General features: G+C 64.8%; 17 protein-coding genes and 2 pseudogenes. 5 read left to right on the top strand and 14 right to left on the bottom strand.

Annotated elements, in window-relative coordinates:
- Window positions 1-8 precede the first annotated feature (8 nt).
- The 3 genes and pseudogenes from narI (at window position 9) to IPJ87_07300 (ending at window position 2,167) form a co-directional block, all read left to right on the top strand.
- Window positions 9-956 (top strand): respiratory nitrate reductase subunit gamma, encoded by a 948-nt coding sequence (gene narI, locus IPJ87_07290; GenBank protein MBK7941665.1) that lies wholly within the window; start codon window positions 9-11, stop codon window positions 954-956.
- Between the two features lie 170 nt (window positions 957-1,126).
- Window positions 1,127-1,528: a DUF302 domain-containing protein gene (locus tag IPJ87_07295; protein ID MBK7941666.1), complete on the top strand. Its 402-nt coding sequence runs from the start codon at window positions 1,127-1,129 to the stop codon at window positions 1,526-1,528.
- Between the two features lie 183 nt (window positions 1,529-1,711).
- Window positions 1,712-2,167 (top strand): annotated as a pseudogene (locus tag IPJ87_07300) (OsmC family protein).
- Window positions 2,168-2,328: 161 nt separating this feature from the next.
- On the opposite strand, the gene IPJ87_07305 reads toward IPJ87_07300, so the two are convergent.
- From IPJ87_07305 to IPJ87_07315, 3 genes are read right to left on the bottom strand one after another with little or no spacing between them, the layout of a single operon-like run.
- On the bottom strand, window positions 2,329-3,702 hold the full coding sequence (locus IPJ87_07305; protein MBK7941667.1) for a tryptophanase: 1,374 nt from the start codon (window positions 3,700-3,702) through the stop codon (window positions 2,329-2,331).
- Entirely contained in the window at window positions 3,699-5,105 is a 1,407-nt protein-coding gene (locus tag IPJ87_07310) for a tyrosine phenol-lyase (protein MBK7941668.1), read from the bottom strand. The genes IPJ87_07305 and IPJ87_07310 overlap by 4 nt, the downstream gene beginning before the upstream one ends.
- A 2-nt stretch (window positions 5,106-5,107) precedes the next feature.
- A complete protein-coding gene (locus IPJ87_07315; protein MBK7941669.1) occupies window positions 5,108-6,880 on the bottom strand; it encodes a hypothetical protein in 1,773 nt (590 codons plus the stop codon).
- Between the two features lie 135 nt (window positions 6,881-7,015).
- Here IPJ87_07315 and IPJ87_07320 point away from each other — a divergent pair, with 135 nt between their 5' ends.
- Both IPJ87_07320 and IPJ87_07325 read left to right on the top strand, forming a co-directional pair.
- Window positions 7,016-7,438, top strand: a complete 423-nt coding sequence (locus IPJ87_07320; GenBank protein MBK7941670.1) for a hypothetical protein — start codon at window positions 7,016-7,018, stop codon at window positions 7,436-7,438.
- 185 nt (window positions 7,439-7,623) lie between these two features.
- Window positions 7,624-9,960, top strand: coding sequence for a cbb3-type cytochrome c oxidase subunit I (locus IPJ87_07325; protein ID MBK7941671.1), 2,337 nt, complete (start codon window positions 7,624-7,626; stop codon window positions 9,958-9,960).
- Here the strand turns inward: IPJ87_07325 and nadB are convergent.
- From nadB to nosZ, 11 genes and pseudogenes are all read right to left on the bottom strand, one after another.
- Window positions 9,953-11,539 (bottom strand): L-aspartate oxidase, encoded by a 1,587-nt coding sequence (nadB, locus tag IPJ87_07330; protein ID MBK7941672.1) that lies wholly within the window; start codon window positions 11,537-11,539, stop codon window positions 9,953-9,955. The genes IPJ87_07325 and nadB overlap by 8 nt on opposite strands.
- The gene (gene nadA, locus IPJ87_07335; protein MBK7941673.1) at window positions 11,536-12,507 is read right to left on the bottom strand and encodes a quinolinate synthase NadA; all 972 of its coding nucleotides are present in this window, start codon (window positions 12,505-12,507) and stop codon (window positions 11,536-11,538) included. Before nadA ends, nadB begins: the two co-directional genes overlap by 4 nt.
- An 82-nt stretch (window positions 12,508-12,589) precedes the next feature.
- Complete coding sequence (locus IPJ87_07340) at window positions 12,590-15,175, bottom strand: adenosylcobalamin-dependent ribonucleoside-diphosphate reductase (GenBank protein MBK7941674.1); 2,586 nt, start codon at window positions 15,173-15,175, stop codon at window positions 12,590-12,592.
- A 205-nt stretch (window positions 15,176-15,380) separates the two neighbouring features.
- The gene (locus IPJ87_07345; protein ID MBK7941675.1) at window positions 15,381-15,941 is read right to left on the bottom strand and encodes a fasciclin domain-containing protein; all 561 of its coding nucleotides are present in this window, start codon (window positions 15,939-15,941) and stop codon (window positions 15,381-15,383) included.
- An 83-nt stretch (window positions 15,942-16,024) separates the two neighbouring features.
- Window positions 16,025-16,481, bottom strand: a pseudogene (locus IPJ87_07350) (CopD family protein).
- A gap of 2 nt (window positions 16,482-16,483) precedes the next feature.
- Window positions 16,484-17,251 carry an ABC transporter permease subunit gene (locus IPJ87_07355; GenBank protein MBK7941676.1) on the bottom strand — a complete coding sequence of 256 codons (768 nt, stop codon included), beginning with the start codon at window positions 17,249-17,251 and terminating at the stop codon, window positions 16,484-16,486.
- A gap of 2 nt (window positions 17,252-17,253) precedes the next feature.
- Window positions 17,254-17,970, bottom strand: a complete 717-nt coding sequence (locus IPJ87_07360) for an ABC transporter ATP-binding protein (GenBank protein MBK7941677.1) — start codon at window positions 17,968-17,970, stop codon at window positions 17,254-17,256.
- On the bottom strand, window positions 17,963-19,156 hold the full coding sequence (gene nosD / locus IPJ87_07365; protein ID MBK7941678.1) for a nitrous oxide reductase family maturation protein NosD: 1,194 nt from the start codon (window positions 19,154-19,156) through the stop codon (window positions 17,963-17,965). The genes IPJ87_07360 and nosD overlap by 8 nt, the downstream gene beginning before the upstream one ends.
- 41 nt (window positions 19,157-19,197) lie before the next feature.
- Window positions 19,198-19,629, bottom strand: coding sequence for a nitrous oxide reductase accessory protein NosL (locus IPJ87_07370; GenBank protein ID MBK7941679.1), 432 nt, complete (start codon window positions 19,627-19,629; stop codon window positions 19,198-19,200).
- Window positions 19,630-19,633: 4 nt separating this feature from the next.
- A complete protein-coding gene (locus IPJ87_07375) occupies window positions 19,634-20,221 on the bottom strand; it encodes a hypothetical protein (GenBank protein MBK7941680.1) in 588 nt (195 codons plus the stop codon).
- Window positions 20,222-20,307: 86 nt separating this feature from the next.
- Window positions 20,308-22,299: a Sec-dependent nitrous-oxide reductase gene (gene nosZ, locus IPJ87_07380; protein ID MBK7941681.1), complete on the bottom strand. Its 1,992-nt coding sequence runs from the start codon at window positions 22,297-22,299 to the stop codon at window positions 20,308-20,310.
- Between the last annotated feature and the right edge of the window lie 2 nt (window positions 22,300-22,301).

Here is a 22,301-nt window from a genome sequence, read left to right on the forward strand (position 1 = left end):
TGCTTCAAATGGACCCTTCAAAGGACCTCGTGACCTTGGTCGTGCTCTTCCTCGTGGCCCTCTTCCTGATCTTCGGGCTGCCCATCATCCTGCGCGCGAGGCGCATGGCCGCTGAACTGGGACCCATGGTGGGCGAACAGCCCACCAACTATCCGCAAGTCTTCTTCATCATGCTCGGCGTGGCCATCGCCGTCACCTACGGCCTGAAGACGGGCTGGGAAGGGAACATTCCCGTGCTCAACACGTTCAGCTTCCTGGTCCTGCCCTACCTGGCACTGATCATCTTCCTCATCGGCTCCATTTACCGCTACACCAACCGAGGCTTCCAGGTGTCGTCGCTCTCCAGCAATTTCCTGGAGCGCAAGAAGCTCTTCTGGGGCAGCCAGCCCTTCCACTACGGCTTGCTCTTCCTCTTCTTCGGGCACCTCATCGCCTTCCTTTTCCCGGCTTCGGTGATCGCCTGGAACGGATCACCAGTACGGCTCATGATCCTGGAGATGTCCGCTTTCGCCTTCGGGCTGTCCGCCCTGCTGGGCCTGGTGCTGCTAATGCGTCGCCGCTTCAGCAGCCGCCGCGTGCTGATGGTGACCAATAAGATGGACATGCTGGTGTACGTCGTGCTGGTGACGCAGATCATCACCGGTCTGGCCGTGGCCTACTTCGACCGCTGGGGCTCCTCTTGGTTCGCTTCCGCCCTCACGCCGTACCTACGCTCGCTCTTCGCCCTTAATCCCGACATCGCGGCGGTGAGCGCCATGCCTTGGACCGTGAAGATCCACATCTTCTCGGCCTATTTCATCATCGCCATCATCCCCTTCACGCGCTTCATGCACTTCCTGGTGGCACCCATCGACTACATCTGGCGCGGCTACCAGCTGGTGATCTGGAACTGGAACCGACGCCACATCCGCAACGCGCAGGCCTGGCACATGGGCCACCGCGCGCGCAACCACTGAGCACCGCGCCGCCGGATCAGCGGCCAGCCCGTCAGAGGCCGCCTTCGTGTGCGAAGGCGGCCTCTGGCTTCCTCCGCACCTGCGCGGCTTCGCCCCCGGCATGCGACGCACATCGCCGAAATGGAGCACTGGATAAGGGACCTTTGCAGCGACGACAACACGGCCATCGCATGAACACCACCACGAGCTACTTCATGTCCCGCCATGTGGCCGATACCGACATGGCCGCTCTGAAGGATCGCATCACCGGCGCGCTGGCCAAGGAGGGCTTCGGCGTGCTCACCGAGATCGACGTCCGGGCCACCATGAAGAAGAAGCTGGAAAAGGACGTGGAACCTCACCTGATCCTGGGCGCCTGCAACCCACATTTCGCCTTTGAGGTGCTCGGCATCGATCCGCATATCAGCACCATGCTGCCCTGCAACGTCACGCTGCGCCAGTTGCCCGATGGGAGCCACGAGGTGGCCGCGATCGACCCCGTAGCCGCCATGGGCGCGATGGGCAACCCCGCTATCGCACAGGTGGCCGCACGCGTGCGCGAGGCCCTGCAGCGCGTGATCGACAGCATGTGATGGTCTGAAGTGCCTGGCGAGGATCATGGAAGAGCCGATATCGAACCGCATGCGTGAAGCGATCCTCCAGCGGCTCCATGAGCGGCCTCGGTGTTTTCCGCTCCGCGCTCCTCTCGACCCCTCAGCGCAAGCTGTCCTTACCCCCCCCTGCCATATCACGCCAACCGAGATCGCCACAAGCACATGAGCACGCACAGCTACAACGTTTCCGTGACTTGGGAACAGGGACGCCAAGGCCGCCTCACCTCGCCGGAGATCCCCGGCTCGCTCGAAGTGGTCACCCCGCCGCAATTCCCTGGTGGCGTGCCGGAGAAATGATCGCCTGAGCACCTCTATACCGCCTCCGCCGTCTCCTGCTTCATGACCACCTTCCTGGCCATCGCCGAGTACTCCAAGTTCAACTTCTTGGGATTGCGCGCTGATGCGGAAGGCATCCTGGACAAGGAGGAGGGCAAGTTCCGTATGACCGCCATCGTGCTCAAGCCCGTGCCGCGCATTGGCGATGAACAGGAACGCGAGAAGGGCCTGCGGATCCTGGAGAAAGCCAAAGCCGCCTGCTTGATCTCGAATTCCACGCACACCAGCGTGACCATGGAGCCCGTCGTACAGGTCGTGGGGGAACAGGGAGGGAGGATGTGAGGCTGGACCTCGATGCAGGTCGCGAGGCCAGCACGGCATCGGAGCGATTCCGCAATCCGATCACCGTGCGCGCAGGAGGGCGCCGATCGGTGCGCGCGGCGCGGTGCACGGGCATGCGGAGGATGCTGGCAACGAACCGCTGCCTCCGGCATGCGGGACTTCTAGAGCGGCTCGAAATGCGCCGTGAAATGCCGGAGGAACTTCGGTTCCTTGATGATGCGATAGCCGCGAACCTTTTCCCGCGTGCGCATGATCTCCTCGAAGGTCTCGGCCACGTACTCCATGTGGCTTTGGGTGTATACGCGGCGCGGGATGGCGAGGCGCACGAGCTCCATGGGTGAGGGTTTCAGCGAGCCATCGGGCAGGTAGGTGCCGAACATGACGGAGCCGATCTCCACGCTGCGGATGCCGCCCAGCTTGTACAGCTCGCACACGAGGGCCTGGCCGGGGTACTGCGGCGGCGGGATGTGCGGATAGAGGGCCTTGGCATCGATGTACACCGCGTGGCCGCCGATGGGGCGCATGAGAGGTACGCCCAGCGCATGCAGCTTCTCGCCCACGAATGTGGTGCTGCGAATGCGGTAGTCGAGGTAGTGTGGATCGAACACTTCTTCAAGACCGGTGGCGATGGCCTCCATGTCGCGGCCGCTGAGCCCGCCGTAGGTGGTGAAGCCCTCGGTGATGATCAGCAGGTTGGTGCAGGCCTCCGCCAGCGCGCCGTCGCGCAGGGCGAGGAAGCCGCCCATGTTCACCAGTGCGTCCTTCTTCGCGCTCATCACCGCGCCATCGGCCAGGGAGAACATGCGCTGCGCGATGTGGTGGTAGGCGAGGCCTTCCATGCCTTCCTCGCGATGCTTCACGAACCAGCTGTTCTCGGCGATCCGGCAGCAGTCGAGCAGGAAGAGCGCGCCGTGCTTGCGACAGGCCGCTGCGACCTCCACCGCATTGCGCATGCTCACCGGCTGGCCGCCCCCACTGTTGTTCGTCACGGTGAGGATCACCGCGCCGATGTGGTCCTTGTGCTGATCCAACAACGCTTCCAGCGCGGCCACGTCCATGTTGCCCTTGAAGGGATGTTCCCGCGCGGGGTCCCTGCCCTCGGCGATGGGGATGTCTATCGCGGTGGCACCGGTGAACTCGATGTTGGCGCGCGTGGTATCGAAGTGCGTGTTGCTGATGAAGACCTTGCCCGGCCCGCCGAGGTGGCCATAGATGATGCGCTCCGCGGCGCGGCCCTGGTGCGTGGGCAGCACGTGGTCCATGCCGGTGAGTTCCTGCACGGCCTGCTGCATGCGCTCCCACGAGCGGGAGCCCGCGTACGCCTCGTCGCCCTCCATCACGCCGGCCCATTGGTGCGCGCTCATGGCGCTGGTGCCGCTGTCGGTCATCAGGTCGATGATCACGTCGCGCGAGCGCAGCAGGAAGGGGTTGTAGTGCGCTGCCCTCAGCTGCTCCACGCGCTCCGCTTCCGTACTGATGCCGATGGGCTCGACGCTCTTGATGCGGAAGGGCTCGATGATGGTGCGGTGTTTCATGCGGGCAACGGCTCGAACCGCGCTTGGAAGAAGCGCAAGTACTTCGGCTCGTAGGTCATCTTCAAGCCGGTGATGTTGCTGCGGCGTTCGTACACGCGTTGCACGCTTTCGGCCACAACGTCCATATGGGCCTGGGTGTACACGCGGCGGGGGATGGTGAGCCGCACCAGTTCCAGTTCGGGGTAGCAGTGATCGCCGGTGGTCTTGTCGCGGCCAGCGCTGACGATGCCGCGCTCCATGGCGCGCACACCGCTGTCGACATAAAGCTCGGCGGCGAGGGCCTGCGCAGGGAAGGCGGTCTGCGGTAAGTGTGGCAGGAAGGCCTTCGCATCGAGGAAGATGCCATGCGTGCCTACGGGCCGTACAATGGGGATGCCCATGTCGATGAGCTTCTGTCCGAGGTAGAACACCTGTCCCACCCGCGCACGGATGTGGTCGTCCTGCACGCTCTCTTCGATGCCGATGGCCATGGCCTCCATGTCGCGACCGGCAAGGCCACCATAGGTGTGCAGGCCCTCATAGATCACCACCAGGTTGCGCGCCTCCTCGAACACGTCCCACTCGTTCGTGGCCATGAAGCCGCCGATGTTCACCAGCGCGTCCTTCTTCGCGCTCATGGTGGCGCCGTCGGTGAGCGAGCAGATCTCCAGCACGAGCTCCGCCACGCTGCGGCCGCCCTGCCCCTCCTCCAGCTGCTGGATCATGTAGGCGTTCTCGGCCACGCGCGTCATGTCGTGGATGATGCGGATGCCGTGCCTGCTCGTCAGTTCGCGCAGTGCCTTCAAGTTGGCGAGCGAGATGGGCTGCCCGCCGGCCATGTTCACCGTGGTGGCGATGGAGACATAGGGGATCTTTGTCGCGCCGTGTTCGTCGATGACGCGCTGCAGCTTGGCGAGGTCCACGTTGCCCTTGAAGGGGAAGTCGCTCTTCGGGTCGTGGGCCTCGTCCACGATGATGTCCACGAAGCTGCCGCCCGCCAGTTCCTGGTGGAGCTTGGTGGTGGTGAAGTACATGTTGCCGGGCACGATGTCGCCGGGCTTGATGAGGATCTGTGAGAGGATGTTCTCCGCACCGCGCCCCTGGTGGGTGGGGATGAGGTACTTGTAGCCGTAGTACTTGCGCACGGACTCCTCCAGGTGGTAGTAGTTGCGGCTGCCGGCGTACGCTTCATCACCCAGCATGAGCCCGGCCCACTGGCGGTCGCTCATGGCGCTTGTGCCGCTGTCCGTGAGCAGGTCGATGTAGACCAGCTCGGAGGGTAGCAGGAAGGTGTTATGACCCGCTTCTTCGATCGCCTTCACGCGCTGTTCACGCGTGGTCATGAAAAGCGGTTCGACCATCTTGATCTTGAAGGGCTCCGCCCAGGATGTCTTGCGCATCGTGTATCGTTCGTGTTCGGTCATTCTCACACCACAGGTCGGGCCTCGGGAAGGAGCAGCGTTCGTAACTCCTCGGCCTGATGCTCCAACGCGGTCCTGAACCGTTCGGCATCCGCTGCCGCGTCAGCGAAGGCGGTCTGCACCAGACCGCCATAGTGCCGGATGCCTTCCAGCAGGTTGTCCCGGAAGGTGCTGAGGCGGCGGCGCTGCTTCGCGTTCATCTCGTTGGCGCAGCGTTCCAGCTCACGCTTGTAGTGGTCCACGTACAAGCCCAGTTCCTTGATGAACATGTGGGGGCGCTCCACACCGGCCAGCAGGTCGGTGCGCCCGTAGATGTGGTCGACCATGGTGCGCAAGGACACCACCTTGCTGAAGTACGCCGTGTTGGGCCCCGGGCAGATGGCCACGGCCTCCAGCTTGTGGGCCGGGGAAAGTCCGGCCTTCAACAGCGCACCGGCGCCCAGGCCTTCGCACAGGCAATCCCTGTCGGTGACGGCCGCCTCTTCGCGGGCCAGCGCGATGGGATCGGTGATGGTGGCGCGCAGTTGCTGCAGCTTGAGGTGCTGGTACTGGCGCGAGGCCGTGCAGATCGGTCGCTCGGTGAACTCGGTGTTGCTGCTGAGGAAATCCTTGTAGCAAGGCCCACCCGGTCTCCCTTTGGCAAGACGGGACTTCCGCTGCTGCTCGGAGCTGCTCGGTCGGAAGTTGTGGAAAGGCACGCCCAGCGGCGAAGCGTTGCTGAGGAAGAAGTCCTCGGGACGCGCGTGGGTGAGCTGCTGCAGGGTGGCATCGTCCACGTTGGTGACCTCGGGGACCAGCAGGAAGGGACTGCCCCACCCGGTGCCGTCCACCCCGTAGTGCTCGAGAAGGAAGCGGTCCTCCGCGGCGGTGCCGATGCCACCTTGGGCGGTGACGCGTTGCGGAGGCTGTTCACGGAACCCCTGCTTTCCCAGACCTGCCAGCATCTCGTTGCAGGTGGTGAACAGTTCCTGGGCCAGTGCACTGCGGTGATCGGCGAAGTCCTGCAGGATCGGTCCCATCAACAAGCCATCCGTCGCAAAGGCATGCCCGCCGCAGTTGAGGCCCGATTCGATCCGGAACTCGGATACCCACACGCCTTTCTTTGCGAGCAGCCTCCCCTGCACCTGGGCTGAGCGCAGGTCGCTCACCTTGAGGATGACCTGCTTGCGCAACCGGCCTTCCGCATCGGGCAGGAAGTCGGCGAACTGCGCGACGTAGTTGTACAACCTGGGGTTGTAACCCGCGCTGAGCACGATCCCGGAGCGGAGCGTGCTGTTGGCGAAACCGCGGAAGGCGGCCATGGCATCGCAGAACTCGTCGGGCAGGGGCAGTCCATCCGGCCCGTAATTCGTGGGATCGATCTTGGCCATGATGTTCACATCGATCGCACCCGGCGTGATGCGTGCGCGCAACGCCTCCTCCGCGGCTTCTCGTTCAGCCCCGGGCGCCATGGCCATCACCTCACGGTAGCGCTCCTGCACGGGGGAACCCGGCGGCAGCAACTCGAAAAACAAGGCGCTCTCCGATCCGGATGCAAGTGGCGTGCGCCGCACACGCTCCGTGTTCCGGTCCACCAGCCGCTGCAACAGGTCGAGGTAAGCGGTGATCCGGCGCGCGCGATGGTCTTGCGAGGGCTTTTTGATCTCTTCGAACGGCTCGCCGCTCAGCCGACAATGATGCTCACGCATGCGCTCCACCAGTTCGTCCTCGATGATGGAAACGACCGACGAGATGCCGAGATGCGCCACCTTCAGCGGCGTATCGATCGTATAGCCCAACCCCATTACCGGGATGTGGAATGAATGCGGGCTGCAGGATGGTTGTGACACAAGGGCGAAGGTCCGGCCGAGTTCCACTGCGAAGACTGACGAGCATCATGCGCGGTCATTGGACGCTGGACTCACTTTGGCTCCATGAAGGAGCGCTTGATCTCCGGTAATGCGCTGATCGCTACGGTGCTCTTGTTCGGCTGTGGAGACGGGAAGGTGCTGGAGCATCAGCATGATGGAACGGCGCATGACAGCTCGACCGCTGCGGTCGACAGCCTGCGCTGGCAGGCCAACCCCGAGACCACGGAGGGCATCCGCAGCATGCAGGCACTGGTGGAAGGACTGTCCAGGAACGGGTTGAGCGGGATACAGTTGCGCGATTCCCTCGACGCCCGCCTGGCCATGATCTTCGAGCGTTGCACGATGGATGGTGAGGCCCATGAGGCATTGCATGCCTACCTGCTGCCGCTGATGGGCATGATCAAGCGACTGCCCGATACGCCGAGCGAGGCGCATGTGGACAGTTTGCGGACGCACCTGCACCACTACGGGGAGGTGTTCTACTGAACGGCGATCCGCATGACGCGGAGGACCGTTCGCAGCGTTGTTCCGGTCGATCGCCCCTCGATCGGTCCAAGCCTGATGCCTGTCATGCGATAGCCGCGGTGCCACCGGGCAATTTCGGCGAGCGTGCAATGAACCCTCGGCGTTGATCGACCAACGCCGGTCGGCAGTTCTCCGCTCGCCTCGCGATGACCGACCGTCCGGTGCTCCGCTGGCTGATGCAGCCGCGCAATTGGTGGATCCCCCTGCTGGCGATCTTCCTCGTGAGCGCCGCCGGGGTCACTTGGATCGCCCGTCAGGCTTACACGGATGCGCCTCCTATCGCGGACATGATCGGGCCCGACGGTAGTGTGGTCGTCACGGGTGAACGTATCCGCGATGGCCAGGAGGTCTTCCTGAAGTATGCGCTCATGGAGTACGGCAGCATGTTCGGCGACGGCGCGGGCCGAGGGCCGGACTTCACTGCCGAGGCGCTGCACCTTACCGCAGGCTTCATGCGCGAGCACTATGCGGCCGTTCGTGAAGCCGCGCAGCACGTACCGCCGGACGAATTCGAGCAGCAGGCGATCGCCGAACGCGTGAAGCGCGAACTGAAGGCTTCGGCCTACGATGCGGAGCGAGGCGTTCTTCCACTGAACGCCGCGCAGGTGAACGCCATGGAACAGCTACGCATGCACACGCTCGCGCGCTTCACCACCGATGCGAGGACAGGTTCCTTCCCGCCGCCGGGCTTCATTTCCGATCCCACCGAACTGCGCGCCCTGAGCGACTTCTTCTTCTGGGGCGGCTGGGTGTGCGCCGCCCAACGCCCCGGCGAGACCTTCAGCTATACCCACAACTGGCCGTACGACACCGAAGCGGGCAACATCCCCACCGGGCCCGTGATGTGGTGGAGCGTGATCGGCGTGCTCGGCTTCATCCTCGGCCTCGGCACCGTGCTGTATGTCTACGGGCAGTTCGACAGCCTGTCCGAGGAACAGCTTGCCGCCGGTTCGGGTGAGCAGATGAGCGTTTCGTTCGTCAACGCGTTCCAGCCGGGTCCGCTGCAACGCGCCACCTTCAAGTTCTTCTTCGCTGCGGCGCTCGTCTTCGTGGTGCAGGTGCTCAGCGGCGCCATCACCATCACCGCTTTCACCGACTACCTGCGCGTCGCCGGGATCGACGTCTCCGGTCTGCTGCCACTGGTGGTCTCGCGCAGCTGGCACCTTTCGCTGGCGCTGTTCTGGATCAGCGCGTGCTGGATCGGCGTCTCCATCTTCCTCATCCCCATGATCGCCGGCCGCGAGATACCGCGACTGGTCCGCCTTACCAACGTGCTGTTCTGGATGGTCATCGTGCTGGTGGCCGGCACCCTGGTAGGCACCTACGCCGGCCCGATGGGGCTCTTCGGCAGCAACTGGTCGTTGCTGGGCCACCAGGGCTGGGAATTCGTGGAGTTCGGGCGCCTGTTCCAAGGGCTGCTGCTCGTGGTCCTCGTCACCTGGGCGGTGATCCTCTACCTCGGCTGCAAACCCGCCTTCCGGAAGGGCAAACCGTGGGCGCTGCCCAACTGGCTCGTGTACTCCACGGTGTGCATCAGCCTGCTGTTGCTGTCGGGCTTCGTGGCCACGCCGCGCACCAACTTCGTCATTGCCGACCTGTGGCGCTGGGCGGTGATCCACATGTGGGTGGAGGCCTTTTTCGAGGTGTTCACCACCATCGTGGTCGGCTACCTCATGGTGCGCATGGGGCTGGTGGGGGAGGCCTCGGTGGTGCGCGTGGTCTACCTCGCCACGCTGCTCTTCCTCGGCTCCGGTCTGCTGGGCATCTCGCACAACTTCTACTGGAACGCGAAGCCCGTGGGCACCATGGCGCTGGGCAGCGTGTTCTCCACCCTGCAGGTGGTGCCGCTCATCCTGCTCACGCTCGAGGCATGGCGCTTCAACCGCATGCGGCGGCTGAAGGCGGAAGGCCACGGCGCCGTCTGGGCCTTCGGTCAGTCGGAGGTCTTTCTCTTCCTCGTGGCGGTGAACTTCTGGAACTTCCTCGGCGCGGGCGTCTTCGGCCTCATCATCAACCTGCCCATCGTGAACTATTTCGAGCACGGCACCTACCTCACGGTGAACCACGGCCATGCCGCGCTGTTCGGGGTCTACGGCAACCTTTCCTTGGCGGGCCTGTTGTTCTGCTGCAAGCTGTTGGTGGAGCCGGAGGCGTGGGACGGTCGTCCGGTACGCCGGGCATTCCGATCGCTGAACGCGGGGCTGATGCTCATGGTGCTGCTCGACCTGCTGCCCGCAGGCCTTGTCCAACTGAACGCCGTGCTCGATCGGGGCCTGTGGTTCGCCCGGTCCGAGGAGTTCATCGCAGGACCCGTGTTCGAGGGCTTGACCTGGCTGCGAGGGATCGGTGCCGTGCTCTTCATCATCGGAGGCGTGTTTCCCATTGCCTGGATGGTGCTCCGCTTCGCGATGAGGGTGAAGCCGGCAACGACCGGACCGCTCCCACGGCGGTCGCCCCGGTCCCCGGCCGCCCACCTTAGTTGACCGATGCCCCGGGGAGATGCACCATCGGCCGGTCATCGGGCTCCGATTCCTCCACATAGTGGCTGCCCACGCTGACCGGCTCGTCCAGGGCCGCACCGATCATCGCGCGTGCGACCTCAAGGAGGTCGCGAAGGTCAAGGAGCTCCGGGGACCAGCGCCGACGGATCCAGATGGGCCGGACCTGTCGGTCGATGCAGTTGATCACGCGGAGGGCGCTCTCCAGCCCTTGGCGGCTCCGAACAATGCCCACATGCATGCTCATCGCATGGGTGAGGGCCGCCATCGCCCGCCCGACGATCTCCACGGGCCGCTTCACGAGCCGGTCTCTGGCGACGGTGCATGACGAGGACGGAGCATGCTCCACGGGCGTCGCCCATGTGGCCTCCGCCGCGCGCTCCGGAATGACCAAGGCCTCCAACAACGAGTTCGAAGCGAGGCGATCCGCTCCGTGCAGGCCGCTGCAGGCGCATTCGCCCAAGGCATACAGACCATGGATGGAGGTCCTTCCGCGACTGTCGGTCCGGAGACCGCCACAGAGATAGTGGGCTGCCGGCATCACCGGCAACAGGTCGCGACCGGGCAGCAGACCCGCGTCACGGCAATCCGCGGCGATGCCCGGGAACTCACTGGAGAACCGTTCGACCCCAATGGGGCTGACGTCCAGATGGACGTATCGTGCACCGGTGTGCATCATCTCCCGGTGGATCGCGCGTGCCACGACATTCCGAGGGGCCAGATCGCCCATGGGATGGATGCCGGCCATCAGTGGGCGGCCGTCGACGGTCAACAGGCGTGCGCCTGCGCCACGGACCGCTTCACTGATCAGGCTGACCGTGCCCCGTTCGCCGGTGAACAGGGCCGTGGGGTGGAACTGGACGAAGGCCATGTCACGCGTCAGGGCTCCGGCCCGGATCCCCATGGCGACGCCATCGCCCGTGGCCCCGGGCGGATTCGTGGTGTGCTCGAACGATCGCCCCGCACCGCCGGTGGCCAGGACCACCGCATGGGCGAAATGCTCAATGACATCACCGGTACGGAGGTCCACGGTGCGGACGCCGATGCAGCGACGGTGCGCGCCATCACCCTCCGTAAGCAGGTCGAGCACACGTTGATCCATCACCAGTTCGATCACTGGCGTATCACGGACGCGTTGCTGCAGGACGCGAACGATCTCCTCACCCGTGCGGTCTCGATGGTGCACGACGCGCGCAGCGCTATGACCACCCTCACGCGCCAGTTGGAGCGCTCCTCCGCGATCCTTGTCGAAGTGGGCACCAAGCCCGATCAACCCGCGGATCATGGTGGGACCCTGCTTCACCACGAGCCGCACCACATCGGCATCGTTGCGGCCTTCGCCCACGGTGAGCGTGTCGCGCACATGGTCCTCGAACGAATCCTCGGCACGCATCACCGCCGCGACGCCACCCTGGGCATGGAAGGAACTGCTCACCTGCACGGCCGCCTTGGACAGGATCCGGATCCGCACCTCTCGCCGCCTGGCCTTGTCCGCCATCTGCGTGGCATAGGTCATTCCGGCGATACCGCCACCCACCACGATCACGTCGAGCGTCGAGCTCATCCCAGTTCAAGCATTCGGCGAAGCGCGCGATGGGCCCGCCGACGGACCTCCTCATCGAGCACGATCGCCGGTTCCTCGTACAGCAAGGCATCACGTACCTTCTCCAACGTGTTCATCTTCATGTAAGGGCACTCACTGCAGGCGCATTCGTTGTCGGCGAAGGCGGGGGCGGGGATCAGTGTCTTGCCCGGCACCTCGGCCCTCATGTTGTACAGGATGCCGGCTTCGGTCGCCACGATGAACTCCGTGCCCGGATCGCGCTTCACGAATCCGAGCAGGGAACTGGTGCTGCCCACATGGTCGGCCTCCAGAAGGATGTGCGCCGGACATTCGGGATGGGCGATCAGCTTGGCGCGGGGATGCTTGCCCATCAGCAACTTCAGCTTGTCGATGCTGATGTTGACATGCACCTCGCAACTGCCGTCCCACAGGCGCATCTCCCTGCCGGTGATGCGCTGCACGTAGGCTCCCAGATGCTGGTCCGGTGCGAAGATGATCGGCTGGTCGGTCGGAATGCTGTTCACCACGCGCACCGCGTTGCTGCTGGTACAGATGATGTCGCTCATCGCCTTCACCTCCGCGCTGCAATTGATGTAGCTCACCACCACATGGTCGGGATGCGCATCGATGAAGTCCCGGAACTTCCCGGCCGGTGCGGAATCGGCCAGGGAGCAGCCCGCCGCCCGGTCGGGCAGCAACACCTTCCGCCCGGGGTTGAGGATCTTGGCCGTCTCGGCCATGAAGTGTACTCCACAGAACAGGATCACCGGTGCGTCGGTCCGTTCCGCAGCCTGTGCGAGCGCAAGACTGTCACCGACATGATCCGCCAGCGCTTGTATGTCGCCGGTCTGATAATAGTGCGCGAGGATCACGGCACGTTTCGCACGCTTCAACTCCAGGATCTCCGCCGCCAGCGGATGGAACGCTCCTTCGCGACCACTGGCGTTCGGGCCCACGGGCCGGGCCATGGTGTCCACGCTGTCCATTAACGGACAAACTTGTCCCTATCCCTGGGTCCGGAACATGACGATCGACAGCCGAACTCCACCCCTATCCGCACTTGCTCTGCCCGCAGCTCTTGCACTTCAAGCAGCCCTCCTCGTAATAGAGGCCGTCCGCATCGCCGCATTCGGGGCACTTGCGGCCCGAGGCCTTGGTGCCGTCCGGGATGTAACGGGTTAGCGCGCGCACCACGCCGTTCTTCCACGTGTTCAAGGTGGCGTCGTACAGGTTCAGGTTCGTCACCACATCCACCACGTTCGGCAAGGGCATGCCTTGGCGCAGCATCCCACTGATCAGGATGGCGTAGTTCCAGAACTCGGGGTTGAAGGTGCGGCTGAGTCCCTGTACCGTCACGCGGTAGTCGTCCGCGTCGGCATACTCCAGGTCGTAGATGTTCTTGCCGCGCTTGGCGTCCTTGCGTTTCACCACCCAGCCCTTGCTCACCCACTTGGGCAGTTCGAAGCCGCCGTTGGCCTTGCCGGTGAAGATCTCGTAGGGCTTGCCGTCCAACAGGCCCACCACGGCCAGCCAGGGTTCCGTCTCGTTGTTGAACCGGAGGACATCGGCCTCCAATCGTTCGGGGCGGGTGGTATGGTGGGGCTGGTCGACCCCATGGGTCGGTGCTGCTTCGCCTTTGTCCGCAGCCACCAGCACGCCGCTCCGACTGCCATCCCGGTACACCGTGATGCCTTTCAGGCCGTGGTGCCAGGCTTCCAGGTAGATGCCCCCCACCTCCTCCACGGTCGCAGTGCTTGGCAGGTTGATGGTGCTGCTGATGCTGTGTGTGGTGTACTTCTGGACCACGGCCTGCATGCGGATGCGCTTGTGCCGGTCGATGTCGTTGGCGGTGGCGCCATGGTACGGGCTTCCGTCGGGGTCGCTCCTGCCGGTCACCTTCATCCAGTCCAGCACGCGCGGGTGATGCACCGTGAACTCCTCCCACTGGTCGCCCAGGTCGTCGGTGAAGGTGACGGTGGCGTGGGGGTCGCCGGGCACCACCTTGCGTCGGCGCGTGTAGCCGAGCATGTACACCGGCTCGATGCCGCTGCTGGTGCGCGTGAGCAGGCTGAGCGTGCCGGTGGGTGCCACGGTGCTGAGACTGATGTTGCGGCGGCCGTGGCGCATCATGCGGTCGTGCACCTCGGGCAGCTCCTTTTCCAGCATGGCGGTGAACTCGCTCGTGCGCTCCACGGCGGGCGCGAAGCCCTCGAAGGCCCCGCGCTCGATGGCCATGTCGATGCTGCTGTCGAACTCCGCGCGGCACTTGGTGCGGAGGATATCCTCGGCGGCCTCGATGGCGGCCTCGCTGTCGTACTTCAGGTTGAGCGCGGCGAGGGCATCGGCCAGTCCGGTGAAGCCCAGGCCGGTGCGGCGGCCCTTCTTCCCGGTGTCGCGCAGCAGCTCCCAGGTCTCGCGCTCTGTGCGCTTCAGCTCGTCGGGTTCGGGGTCGGCGTCGACCTTGGCCAGGATGCGGTCCACGGCCTCGAGCTCGAGGTCCACCAGGTCGTCCATCAGGCGCTGGGCCTCGTAGGTCACCGACGCGAAGCGCTCGTGGTCGAACCAGGCGCGATGGGTGAAGGGTTCGTTGACGAAGCCGTACAGGTTGATGGCGATGAGCCGGCAGCTGTCCCCGCCCTGCATGGCGATCTCGCTGCACGGGTTGGTGCTCTCGTTGCGGAAGCCGGGGTACACGCTGCTCGTGCTGTACAGGTGCTGGCGGTCCCAGAAGATCACGCCCGGCTCGGCGGTGGCGTGCGCGCAGGTGATGAGCGTGTTCCACAGTTCGCGGGCCTTCACCACCTTGGTCACCACGGGCTTCTTCGCGTCGATGGGCCAGCGCAGGGTGAAATCGGCATCGGCCTCCACGGCCTGGAGGAACTCGTCGCTGACACGCACGCTCACGTTGGCGCCTGTGACCTTGGTGAGGTCCTGCTTGATGGTGATGAAGCGCTCGATGTCCGGATGTGCGATGTCCATGGTGAGCATCAGGGCGCCCCGCCTCCCCTTCTGGGCCACTTCGCGCGTCGTGTTGCTGAAGCGTTCCATGAAACTGACGGCGCCGGTGCTGGTGCGTGCGGCGTTGCTTACGGGCGCTCCGGAGGGGCGCAGGGTGCTGAGGTCGAAGCCCACACCACAGCGACGTTTGAAGAGCTGGGCCAGCTGCTGGTCGTTGTGGAAGATGCCACCATAGCTGTCCGGCGGCGAGGGGATCACCACGCAGTTGCTCAGCGAGGCCAGGCGGTAGGGATCGCCTAGTGAGGCCATCACGCTGCCCTGCGGTACCACGTCGCGGAAGCCGTCGAAGAGGGAGAAGATGCGTTGTTCGTCCAGGCGTTCGCGCGCCTGTCCGTAGGTGGAGAGCGACGCACGCTTCTCCGCTGGCACAGGCGCATACCGCGACTCGATCCGCGCGAACTCACGGGCCATGCGCCGATGCATGTCGGCCGGCGAGGCCTCCACCAGGTTGCCGGCCGCATCGCGGAGGGCATACTTGTTCACCCAGGTGGTGGCCGCCAGCTCATCACCTTGGAAGGCCGCGCGGGCGTTCGCCAGGGCCTCCTCGGGGGTGACAGGGGATGATGGAACGGCGACGGGCACGGTGCGGGATGCGCGGAGGGCGAGGGTATCGTTCATGGCATGTGATGAGGGCGCCAAAACTGCCGGGCCCGGCCGCCCGTCCAACTGATGCCCATCAGGACGGAGGGATCGATCATCAACACGGTTGTGAACGATCCAAGATACGACCTCCACACGCCGCATGGAACGGCATGAGCGCCCTTGCGGGGCGCCCATGCCGACTTTCACCAACACCCCTGTGGTGGGTGATGCGGATGCTCGTTCAACCCGGCAGCAGCACCTTGTCGATCACGTGGATGATGCCGTTGCTGGTGGGCACACTGGCCACCACGGTGGCATCGTTGATCATGAGCTTGCCGTCCTTGCGGGAGATCGTGGCGTTCTTGAGGTTCACCATGTTCAACACCTTGCCGTCGGTGAGCTGTTCGGGCTTGAGGACGCCCACCCACACATGGTACTCCAGGATGTTCTGCAGGTCAGCCTTCTTCTCGGGCTTCAGCAGGCCCTCGACGGTCCCTGCGGGCAGCGCGGCGAACGCATCGTTCACCGGCGCGAACACGGTGAACGGTCCGGCGTTGCTCAATACGTCCACGTATTCGGCCGCCTTCACCGCGGCCACCAGGGTCGTATGGTCCTTGGAGCCGACGGCCACGGCCACGATGTTCTTCTGCGATTGTTCATCCACCACGGTGGACTGACCACCAGCCGGAGGTGCGGTCGCATCAGCGGGCGGCGCTGCACCGGGATCGGGTGCGCCGCAAGCGGCCAGCAGCACGGTGGTGACGAGCGCCAGCGCGTTCTTGGAGGGGATGGGGAGGCTCATGGTCGGTGTTTAGTGTCGGACAAACTTGCTCTGTAATTCACGGACATCAACTGACCCTTGTCCGGTCGGAAGGATGATCCTTGTCAGGGTGCGGTCAGCAGCGTCTCCGCGCGGCCCAGGGTCGCCCCGGAGATGAGCAGGGCGATGGCCATCGCGGTGACGAGGCCCACATGCCAGGCGAGCTGGGGCCGCCGTTCGGGAGTGAGCCGGGGCAGGATGCGCAAGCGGGCGTGGGCGCCTGTGATCGCCGTGCCGACCAGGAGCAGCAGCTTGAGCGCCACGATGCGTTGCACGGGATCGCCGAACGCGAACCGGAAGGACGCCCGGGACCAAGCGATGCGCCAACCAGAGCCCCGTGAGGAGCTGAACGACAAGGGCCGGAATGCCAATTCGTTCGTAGGGTCGTTCGAACCGGAGCAGCACCTCGGGATCCGGCTCGCGCATGGCCCGCGGCTGCGCGGTCGTCAGTAACACGAGATGACCGCCCACCCGGACCGATGCGCCCAGGAGGTGGAGGACCAGCACACTGAAGGTGATCATCGTCAAAGATCCTTGCGCCGGAAGACACGGAAGGCCGCCAGCGTTGGCCATGCGATCCAGGCAAGCATGAGCGCGAGCGCCACGGCGATCCCGGGACCGGAACCCAGCATCTGCTGGTATACCGCACCGCTATAGCCCATCATGGCGGCCAGGTCCACCCGGATCATGATGGCGATGCGGGCGAGGTCGATCGGGTTGAGGGCCGCAATGGGCAGCACCAGTGGTTCGATCGGTCGGTCGCTGAAGGCGAAGAGCAAGGCCATCAGCAGGGCATCATACACGAGGACGAACCCGGCCCAGGTGATCAGGGCGACACCCACCCCCCGGGCCTTGTCGCGGTGCACCAAGGCGATCAGCGTACCCAGGGCCGTGTGCACCCAGGCGAGCAGCACCACGGCGACCAGCAGCACCATGGACGTGGTTCCCGGTGCGTGGACGGTGAGCGGAAGACCGAGGCCGAAGAGCAGGGCCACCAGGAGCGCCAGTGCCATGGCCGCCATGCGCCCACCGAGGATGGCCCGGCGCCCGATGGGCTGTACGGCGAGCAGTTGCGTGAACTCGTGCGTGTCGTAGGTGTAGACCACTGTAAGGATGAGCGAGACCAGCGGCACCAGCGCCAGCATCACCTGCACGAGGCTGAGGAGCGCCTTCACCGGGTCGGCCTCCACGAGGAAGAGGCCTTCGGCCACCGCGAGCACCAGTGCGGTGAATGCGACGACGGAACGGTTCCGCGCCAGGTCCACCAGGGTGTAGTAGAGCACCTTGCCCATGATCACACGGGATCGGCCAACAGCTTGGGCAGGGCCAGCGCCAGCCGGTCGGCCCCTGTGCGCTGCAGCACGTCGTTCAACGGAAGCAGGAATCGCAGGGTGCCCTCCTGCAGGTAGGCGATGCGATCGGCCAGAGCCTCCACCTCTTCCATGAGGTGCGAGGTGATGAGGACCGTGCCGCCGTCCGAGCGCAGCGCCGCCGCGTGGTCCAGCACGGTGCGTGCGCTCACCGGATCGAGCCCGGCGGTGGGCTCGTCCATCACCAGGATGCGCGGCCGCGATCGGAAGGCCAGCACGGCGCTCACCTTCTGCATGGTGCCGCCGGAAAGAGCACCCAGGCGCTTGTTCAGCTGGGGAGCGAGGCCCAGCTCCTCCACCAGCCCGTCATCCGCGGATGCCGGGGTGAGTCCGCGCACATCGCGCATCATGTCGAGCAGCTGGCCGATGGTGAGCGATGGCGGGAACTGCGAGATCTGAGGCATGTAGCCGATGGATCGCCGATAACCGGGGTCCGGTCCGATGACCTGACCCTCCACCCGGATGCTCCCGGTGGTGGGACGCACCAGACCGAGCAGGCATTTGATGAGCGTGGTCTTGCCCGAACCGTTGGGGCCGATGACCATCACCACCTCGCCCTGGCGGAACGTGGCGTCCACATCCCGCAGTGCCCATAGCGACCGGTAGCGCTTGCCCACGCCGCTGAAGATGATGCTATCCATGGGGCGGGCGCATCAGGGGCCGGTCATCCTTCAGGTCCGCGGGGGAGAGCGTCGGCAGCACGCGCTCGGCGCGGTCCAGCAGCACCACGAACAGGCTGCGCGAGAACACGATCGCGTACGGCACCCGCTCCACCAGCAGGGCGAAGAAACCGACCGGGCGATGGGGCACATCGCCATGTCCGTCGCGATCCAGGTCATAGCCGATGTGCCGGTCCCAGTAGTTGGCTTCGAGGATGTTCAGTTTCAGGTCGCCGTTGGTGCTCACATCGAACGTGTTGCCCTGGAAGCTGTTGCCGGAGAAGGTGCAGGCCGTGGCGTTGGCGAACAGCCGAAGCGCCCATCCGTTGGTGCGGAAGGTGTTGCCCTCCGCCTTGATGCGGTTGCACCCGTCCACCATCAGGCCCGTGGTGTTGTCCGTGAACGTATTGTCCGTGATCTCGCCGTCGTTGATCTCCTTCAACAGGAGCCCGTAGGCGCTACCTCCCCGGTTGTGCAGGAAGCGGTTCCTGCGCATGCCGATGTGGTGGCTGAACATCACCGCCACGCCCGCGCCGTTGTCCACGAACACGTTCCGCTCGTAGCTGTCACGATGGCTGAACATGAAGTGCAGCCCGTACCGCACGTTGCCATGCGTGAGATTGTCCTCGATGCGCGAATCGGTGACGAACTCGAAGTAGATGCCGTCGCGGTGGTCGCGCACGATGTTCCGGCGGATGATGGCCTCGGTGCATTTCCATAGATGGATGCCATTGCCCATCTGGTCATCACGCTTGGCATGGCCCTCGATCGTGTTGCCTTCGACCACGGCGCCTCGGACGGCGCTGAGGTAGATGGCGAAGAAGCAGCCGATGAGCCGGTTGGCGCGGATCACCGGCCTTGCGCCGCCGTTCACCTTGATGCCGGCATTGTCGTTCAAGTTGCTGATGCGTGTGCCCCGGATGATGAACCCCTGGACCGTGACATCGGGCGCGGTGATCATCAGGACCTCCCCCACCTCCCCGCCGTCGATCTCCGCTCCGGGCAACCCGAACAGACGGACCGACCGGTCGATGACGACCGGTCCTTCCCGCACCGTACCGTCCACCACGATGGTGTCCCCGTCCGCGGCGCGGGCGATGACGGCGGCCAGGCTGCCGTTCGCGGCACGGAACAGGTGTACACGCGCCGAGGCCGACCACGTCAGCATCGCAAAGAGCGGAAAAAGGACAGTGCGCGGGATCATGGGCCTCATTCGGCCAGGCGATGGCGGGCGGTGGACCAATCCCAAGGCTCGCCGCCGGAGGATGCGATGGCCGAATCACGTTCGGCCGCCGAGGCGAAGGCGGCCACGTCGCCGCGCATGGGGCTGCGATAGGCCTCGCCGTGCGCATAGTGGGCCGCAGTGGCCTCGATCAACCGGCCCGGGCGCACGAAATCGCTCACATACCAGGCCCGTACCTGTTCTTCGACGATCGCGCCTGCGGCCACATGCGGCACCATGCACTCCGGTCCGTCGAAGCTATACTGGCGCCCGCCCTTGGTGATCAACGCGGCCGCGAAGCGCGCGTCCACCACGTTCATGCGGCAGTGGGCGCACTCCACCCGCCCCAGATCGATCGTGGGGCTCTCCGGAGCGCAGGCGGCAAGAAGGAGCAGAGCGAGTGACGCCGCCGTTCGCATGGGTTCAAAAGCTGCGGGCCGCGCGATGGGCCCGCCGCCACTCCACGGCAAAGATGATCGCGGCCAAGGCGCTGCTCATGAACAGCACCCATCCGCCGATGTCGGGCGTGCTCCAGGCATCGAAGTTGAGCAGTTGCTTGTGGCCGATGAGCGGGGGCTGGTAGGCCATGCCCTCCACCTTGATCGCCGCGCGGGGATCCAGGTCATGGGCGTACTTGTACCCCCATGCATACATGTCCCATACCGCCCAGATGATGAAGGAGGCGATGGCGAAGAGCCAGCTGAGCAGCACCCCGCGGCGGCCCGCCACCGCGGTGACCAGCCCCCAGGCGATCAGGAGGTAGAAGGCGTAGCGCATGATGCCGAACTCGGGGAACATCTCGTTCTTGATATGCGCCATGCCGATGTAGTGGTTCAGCCCGTTGATCTTGTCGATGTCGCCGGCGAACCGGTCATGGTAGATCTGCAGGAACAGGCCTTCAGGGTACTGGGGCGCCATCAGGTCGATGCGCCAGATGGGCATCACCAAGTTGAGGCCGAGGGCGAGGGCGGCCAGGGCCAGCAGCACGCGGGACAGGGGATGCAAGCGCATGGGTCGGGGCGGTAATGACGGCGCCACCCTCCCGGAGGCCGCGTTGATCGGCGGTGGAAGGGTGGCGCTCGTCATCGTGTTCCGTATCAGACCCCGGCGTCCACCGAGATCGTCTCGCCCTTCAAGGGCACAGTGCTGTTGGCCGGCGACACGCGCACGTAGCCCTGCATCTCCTGGTGGAGCGCCGAGCAGAAGTCCGTGCAGTACATCGGCCACACGCCCACGCGCGTTGGCACCCACTTGAGCGTCTGGGTCTCTCCGGGCATGATGAGCAGCTCGGCGTTGGCGGCGCCCTTGACGGCGAAGCCGTGCGGCACGTCCCAGTCCTGCTCCAGGTTCGTGACGTGGAAATAGACCACGTCACCGAGCCTCACGCCTTCAATGTTGTCCGGCGCGAAGTGCGAACGGATGCTGGTCATCCACACGTGGACCTCGTTGCCTTTGCGCTCGACGCGGGTCTCCTTCTCACCCTTGGCCACGTAAGGATGCTTGTTGTCCTCGATCCTGAAGAACTTCACCTCGCGCGGCTTCACCAGATCAGCGGGACAGGCCTGAGCGTAGTGCGGCTCACCCGTGGTGGGGAAGTCGAGCAGCAGCTCCATCTTGTCGCCCTCGATGCTGTAGAGCTGGGCGCTCTGCGTAAGCTCGGGGCCCGTGGGCAGGTACCGGTCCTTGGTGATCTTGTTGTAGGCGATCACGTACTTGCCCCAGGGCTTGGCGCTGTTGCCTCCGGGCACACAAAGGTGACCGATGCTGTAGTAGGTGGGCACGCGGTCCACCACCTCGAGCTTCTCCACGTTCCACTTCACGATCTCGCTGCTGACGAAGAAGCTGGTGTAGGCATTGCCGTTGGCATCGAACTCGGTGTGCAGGGGCCCGAGGCCGGGCTTCTTCACCTCCCCGTGCAGCACGCTCTCGTACTTCAGCACCGGAATGCCGGCGAAGTCGCCTTCCACATCGTTCTTGGCGATGGCCTCCTGGATCTTCTTGAAGGAGAAGACCGGGATGAGGGCGGCCAGCTTGCCGCTGCCGACGATGTACTCGCCCGACGGGTTCACGTCGCAGCCGTGCGGGCTCTTGGGGCAGGGCATGAAGTACACCAGACCGGGATGCTCCTTGGGATCGAGCTGCAGCACATCCTCATACACGGTGCTCTCGGTGCTGTGGGTGTGGTCGTTCCACCAGTTGCTGTGGTGCTTGCCGGGCGCGCGCTTGCCCTTGCCGTCCCGGGCCAGTTGCTCGGCCATCTTCCAGTTCACGGCCATGATGAAGTCCTTGTCGCGCTGGCTGGCGTTCACCTCCAGCAGGCTGTACGCTTGTTCGGTGTTGTAGCAGCTGAAGAAGAACCAGCCGTCGCTGGCGCCTTTTCCGGTGCGGGCCAGATCGAAGTTGACACCGGGGGTGAGGATCTGGAAGGCGATGCTCATCCGCCCCACGCTGTCCGGCTTGATGAAGGACACCGTGCCCTTGAAGTTCTCCTTGTACGAGCTGATGGGCACGTCGCGCTGGGCATCGTCGCCCATGGGCACGCTGAAGCGTGTACCGGCGATCACGTACTCGGTGTTCGGCGTGCTGAACGGCGAACTGTGGTTGCCGGCGCTGTTGGGGATCTCGATGATGCTGTGCGTACGGAAAGTACCCAGGTCGATGAGGGCGATGCGCGGGGTGTTGTTGCCATTGATGAAGCACCAGCGCCCGTCCGGAACGGCACCCGTCTGGCTCAGTTCGGGGTGGTGGCTGTCGTCCCAGGGGATGAAGCCGGCGCTGGTCGTCAGCATGCCCTTGGTCTCCTCACTGTAGCCATACCCCGTCTCCGGGTCCTGGCTGAACACGGGGACCTCGCGGAGCAAGCGTCCGCTCGGCAGCCCATAGATGGCCAACTGGCCGCTGAATCCGCCACTGACGAAGTTGTAGAACTCATCGTGGGTGCCGGGCTTCACATACACCTTGGAGGCCGCATCACCGGTGACGACCGTCTGCGTGGTGGTGGGTCGGCAGCCGGGCAGGGAATTGACCAGGACAAAGGCGAGCCCGGCGAGGGTCATCGTTCCTGTGGTGAACAACAAGGGGCGTTTCATGG

This window comes from Flavobacteriales bacterium (assembly GCA_016713875.1).
Lineage (GTDB): Bacteria > Bacteroidota > Bacteroidia > Flavobacteriales_F > PHOS-HE28 > PHOS-HE28.

Excerpts from the sequence above, each read along its gene's own strand:
- nadA (MBK7941673.1), bottom strand. The coding sequence starts at position 12,507 with ATGGCCCGGCCCGTGGGCCCGAACGCCAGTGGTCGCGAAGGAGCGTTC.
- IPJ87_07355 (MBK7941676.1), bottom strand. The coding sequence starts at position 17,251 with ATGGGCAAGGTGCTCTACTACACCCTGGTGGACCTGGCGCGGAACCGT.
- IPJ87_07370 (MBK7941679.1), bottom strand. The coding sequence starts at position 19,629 with ATGCGAACGGCGGCGTCACTCGCTCTGCTCCTTCTTGCCGCCTGCGCT.
- IPJ87_07345 (MBK7941675.1), bottom strand. The coding sequence starts at position 15,941 with ATGAGCCTCCCCATCCCCTCCAAGAACGCGCTGGCGCTCGTCACCACC.
- IPJ87_07310 (MBK7941668.1), bottom strand. The coding sequence starts at position 5,105 with ATGACCGAACACGAACGATACACGATGCGCAAGACATCCTGGGCGGAG.
- IPJ87_07360 (MBK7941677.1), bottom strand. The coding sequence starts at position 17,970 with ATGGATAGCATCATCTTCAGCGGCGTGGGCAAGCGCTACCGGTCGCTA.
- nosD (MBK7941678.1), bottom strand. The coding sequence starts at position 19,156 with ATGCTGACGTGGTCGGCCTCGGCGCGTGTACACCTGTTCCGTGCCGCG.
- IPJ87_07305 (MBK7941667.1), bottom strand. The coding sequence starts at position 3,702 with ATGAAACACCGCACCATCATCGAGCCCTTCCGCATCAAGAGCGTCGAG.
- nadB (MBK7941672.1), bottom strand. The coding sequence starts at position 11,539 with ATGAGCTCGACGCTCGACGTGATCGTGGTGGGTGGCGGTATCGCCGGA.
- IPJ87_07325 (MBK7941671.1), top strand. The coding sequence starts at position 7,624 with ATGACCGACCGTCCGGTGCTCCGCTGGCTGATGCAGCCGCGCAATTGG.
- IPJ87_07340 (MBK7941674.1), bottom strand. The coding sequence starts at position 15,175 with ATGAACGATACCCTCGCCCTCCGCGCATCCCGCACCGTGCCCGTCGCC.
- IPJ87_07295 (MBK7941666.1), top strand. The coding sequence starts at position 1,127 with ATGAACACCACCACGAGCTACTTCATGTCCCGCCATGTGGCCGATACC.
- IPJ87_07375 (MBK7941680.1), bottom strand. The coding sequence starts at position 20,221 with ATGCGCTTGCATCCCCTGTCCCGCGTGCTGCTGGCCCTGGCCGCCCTC.
- nosZ (MBK7941681.1), bottom strand. The coding sequence starts at position 22,299 with ATGAAACGCCCCTTGTTGTTCACCACAGGAACGATGACCCTCGCCGGG.
- narI (MBK7941665.1), top strand. The coding sequence starts at position 9 with ATGGACCCTTCAAAGGACCTCGTGACCTTGGTCGTGCTCTTCCTCGTG.
- IPJ87_07320 (MBK7941670.1), top strand. The coding sequence starts at position 7,016 with ATGAAGGAGCGCTTGATCTCCGGTAATGCGCTGATCGCTACGGTGCTC.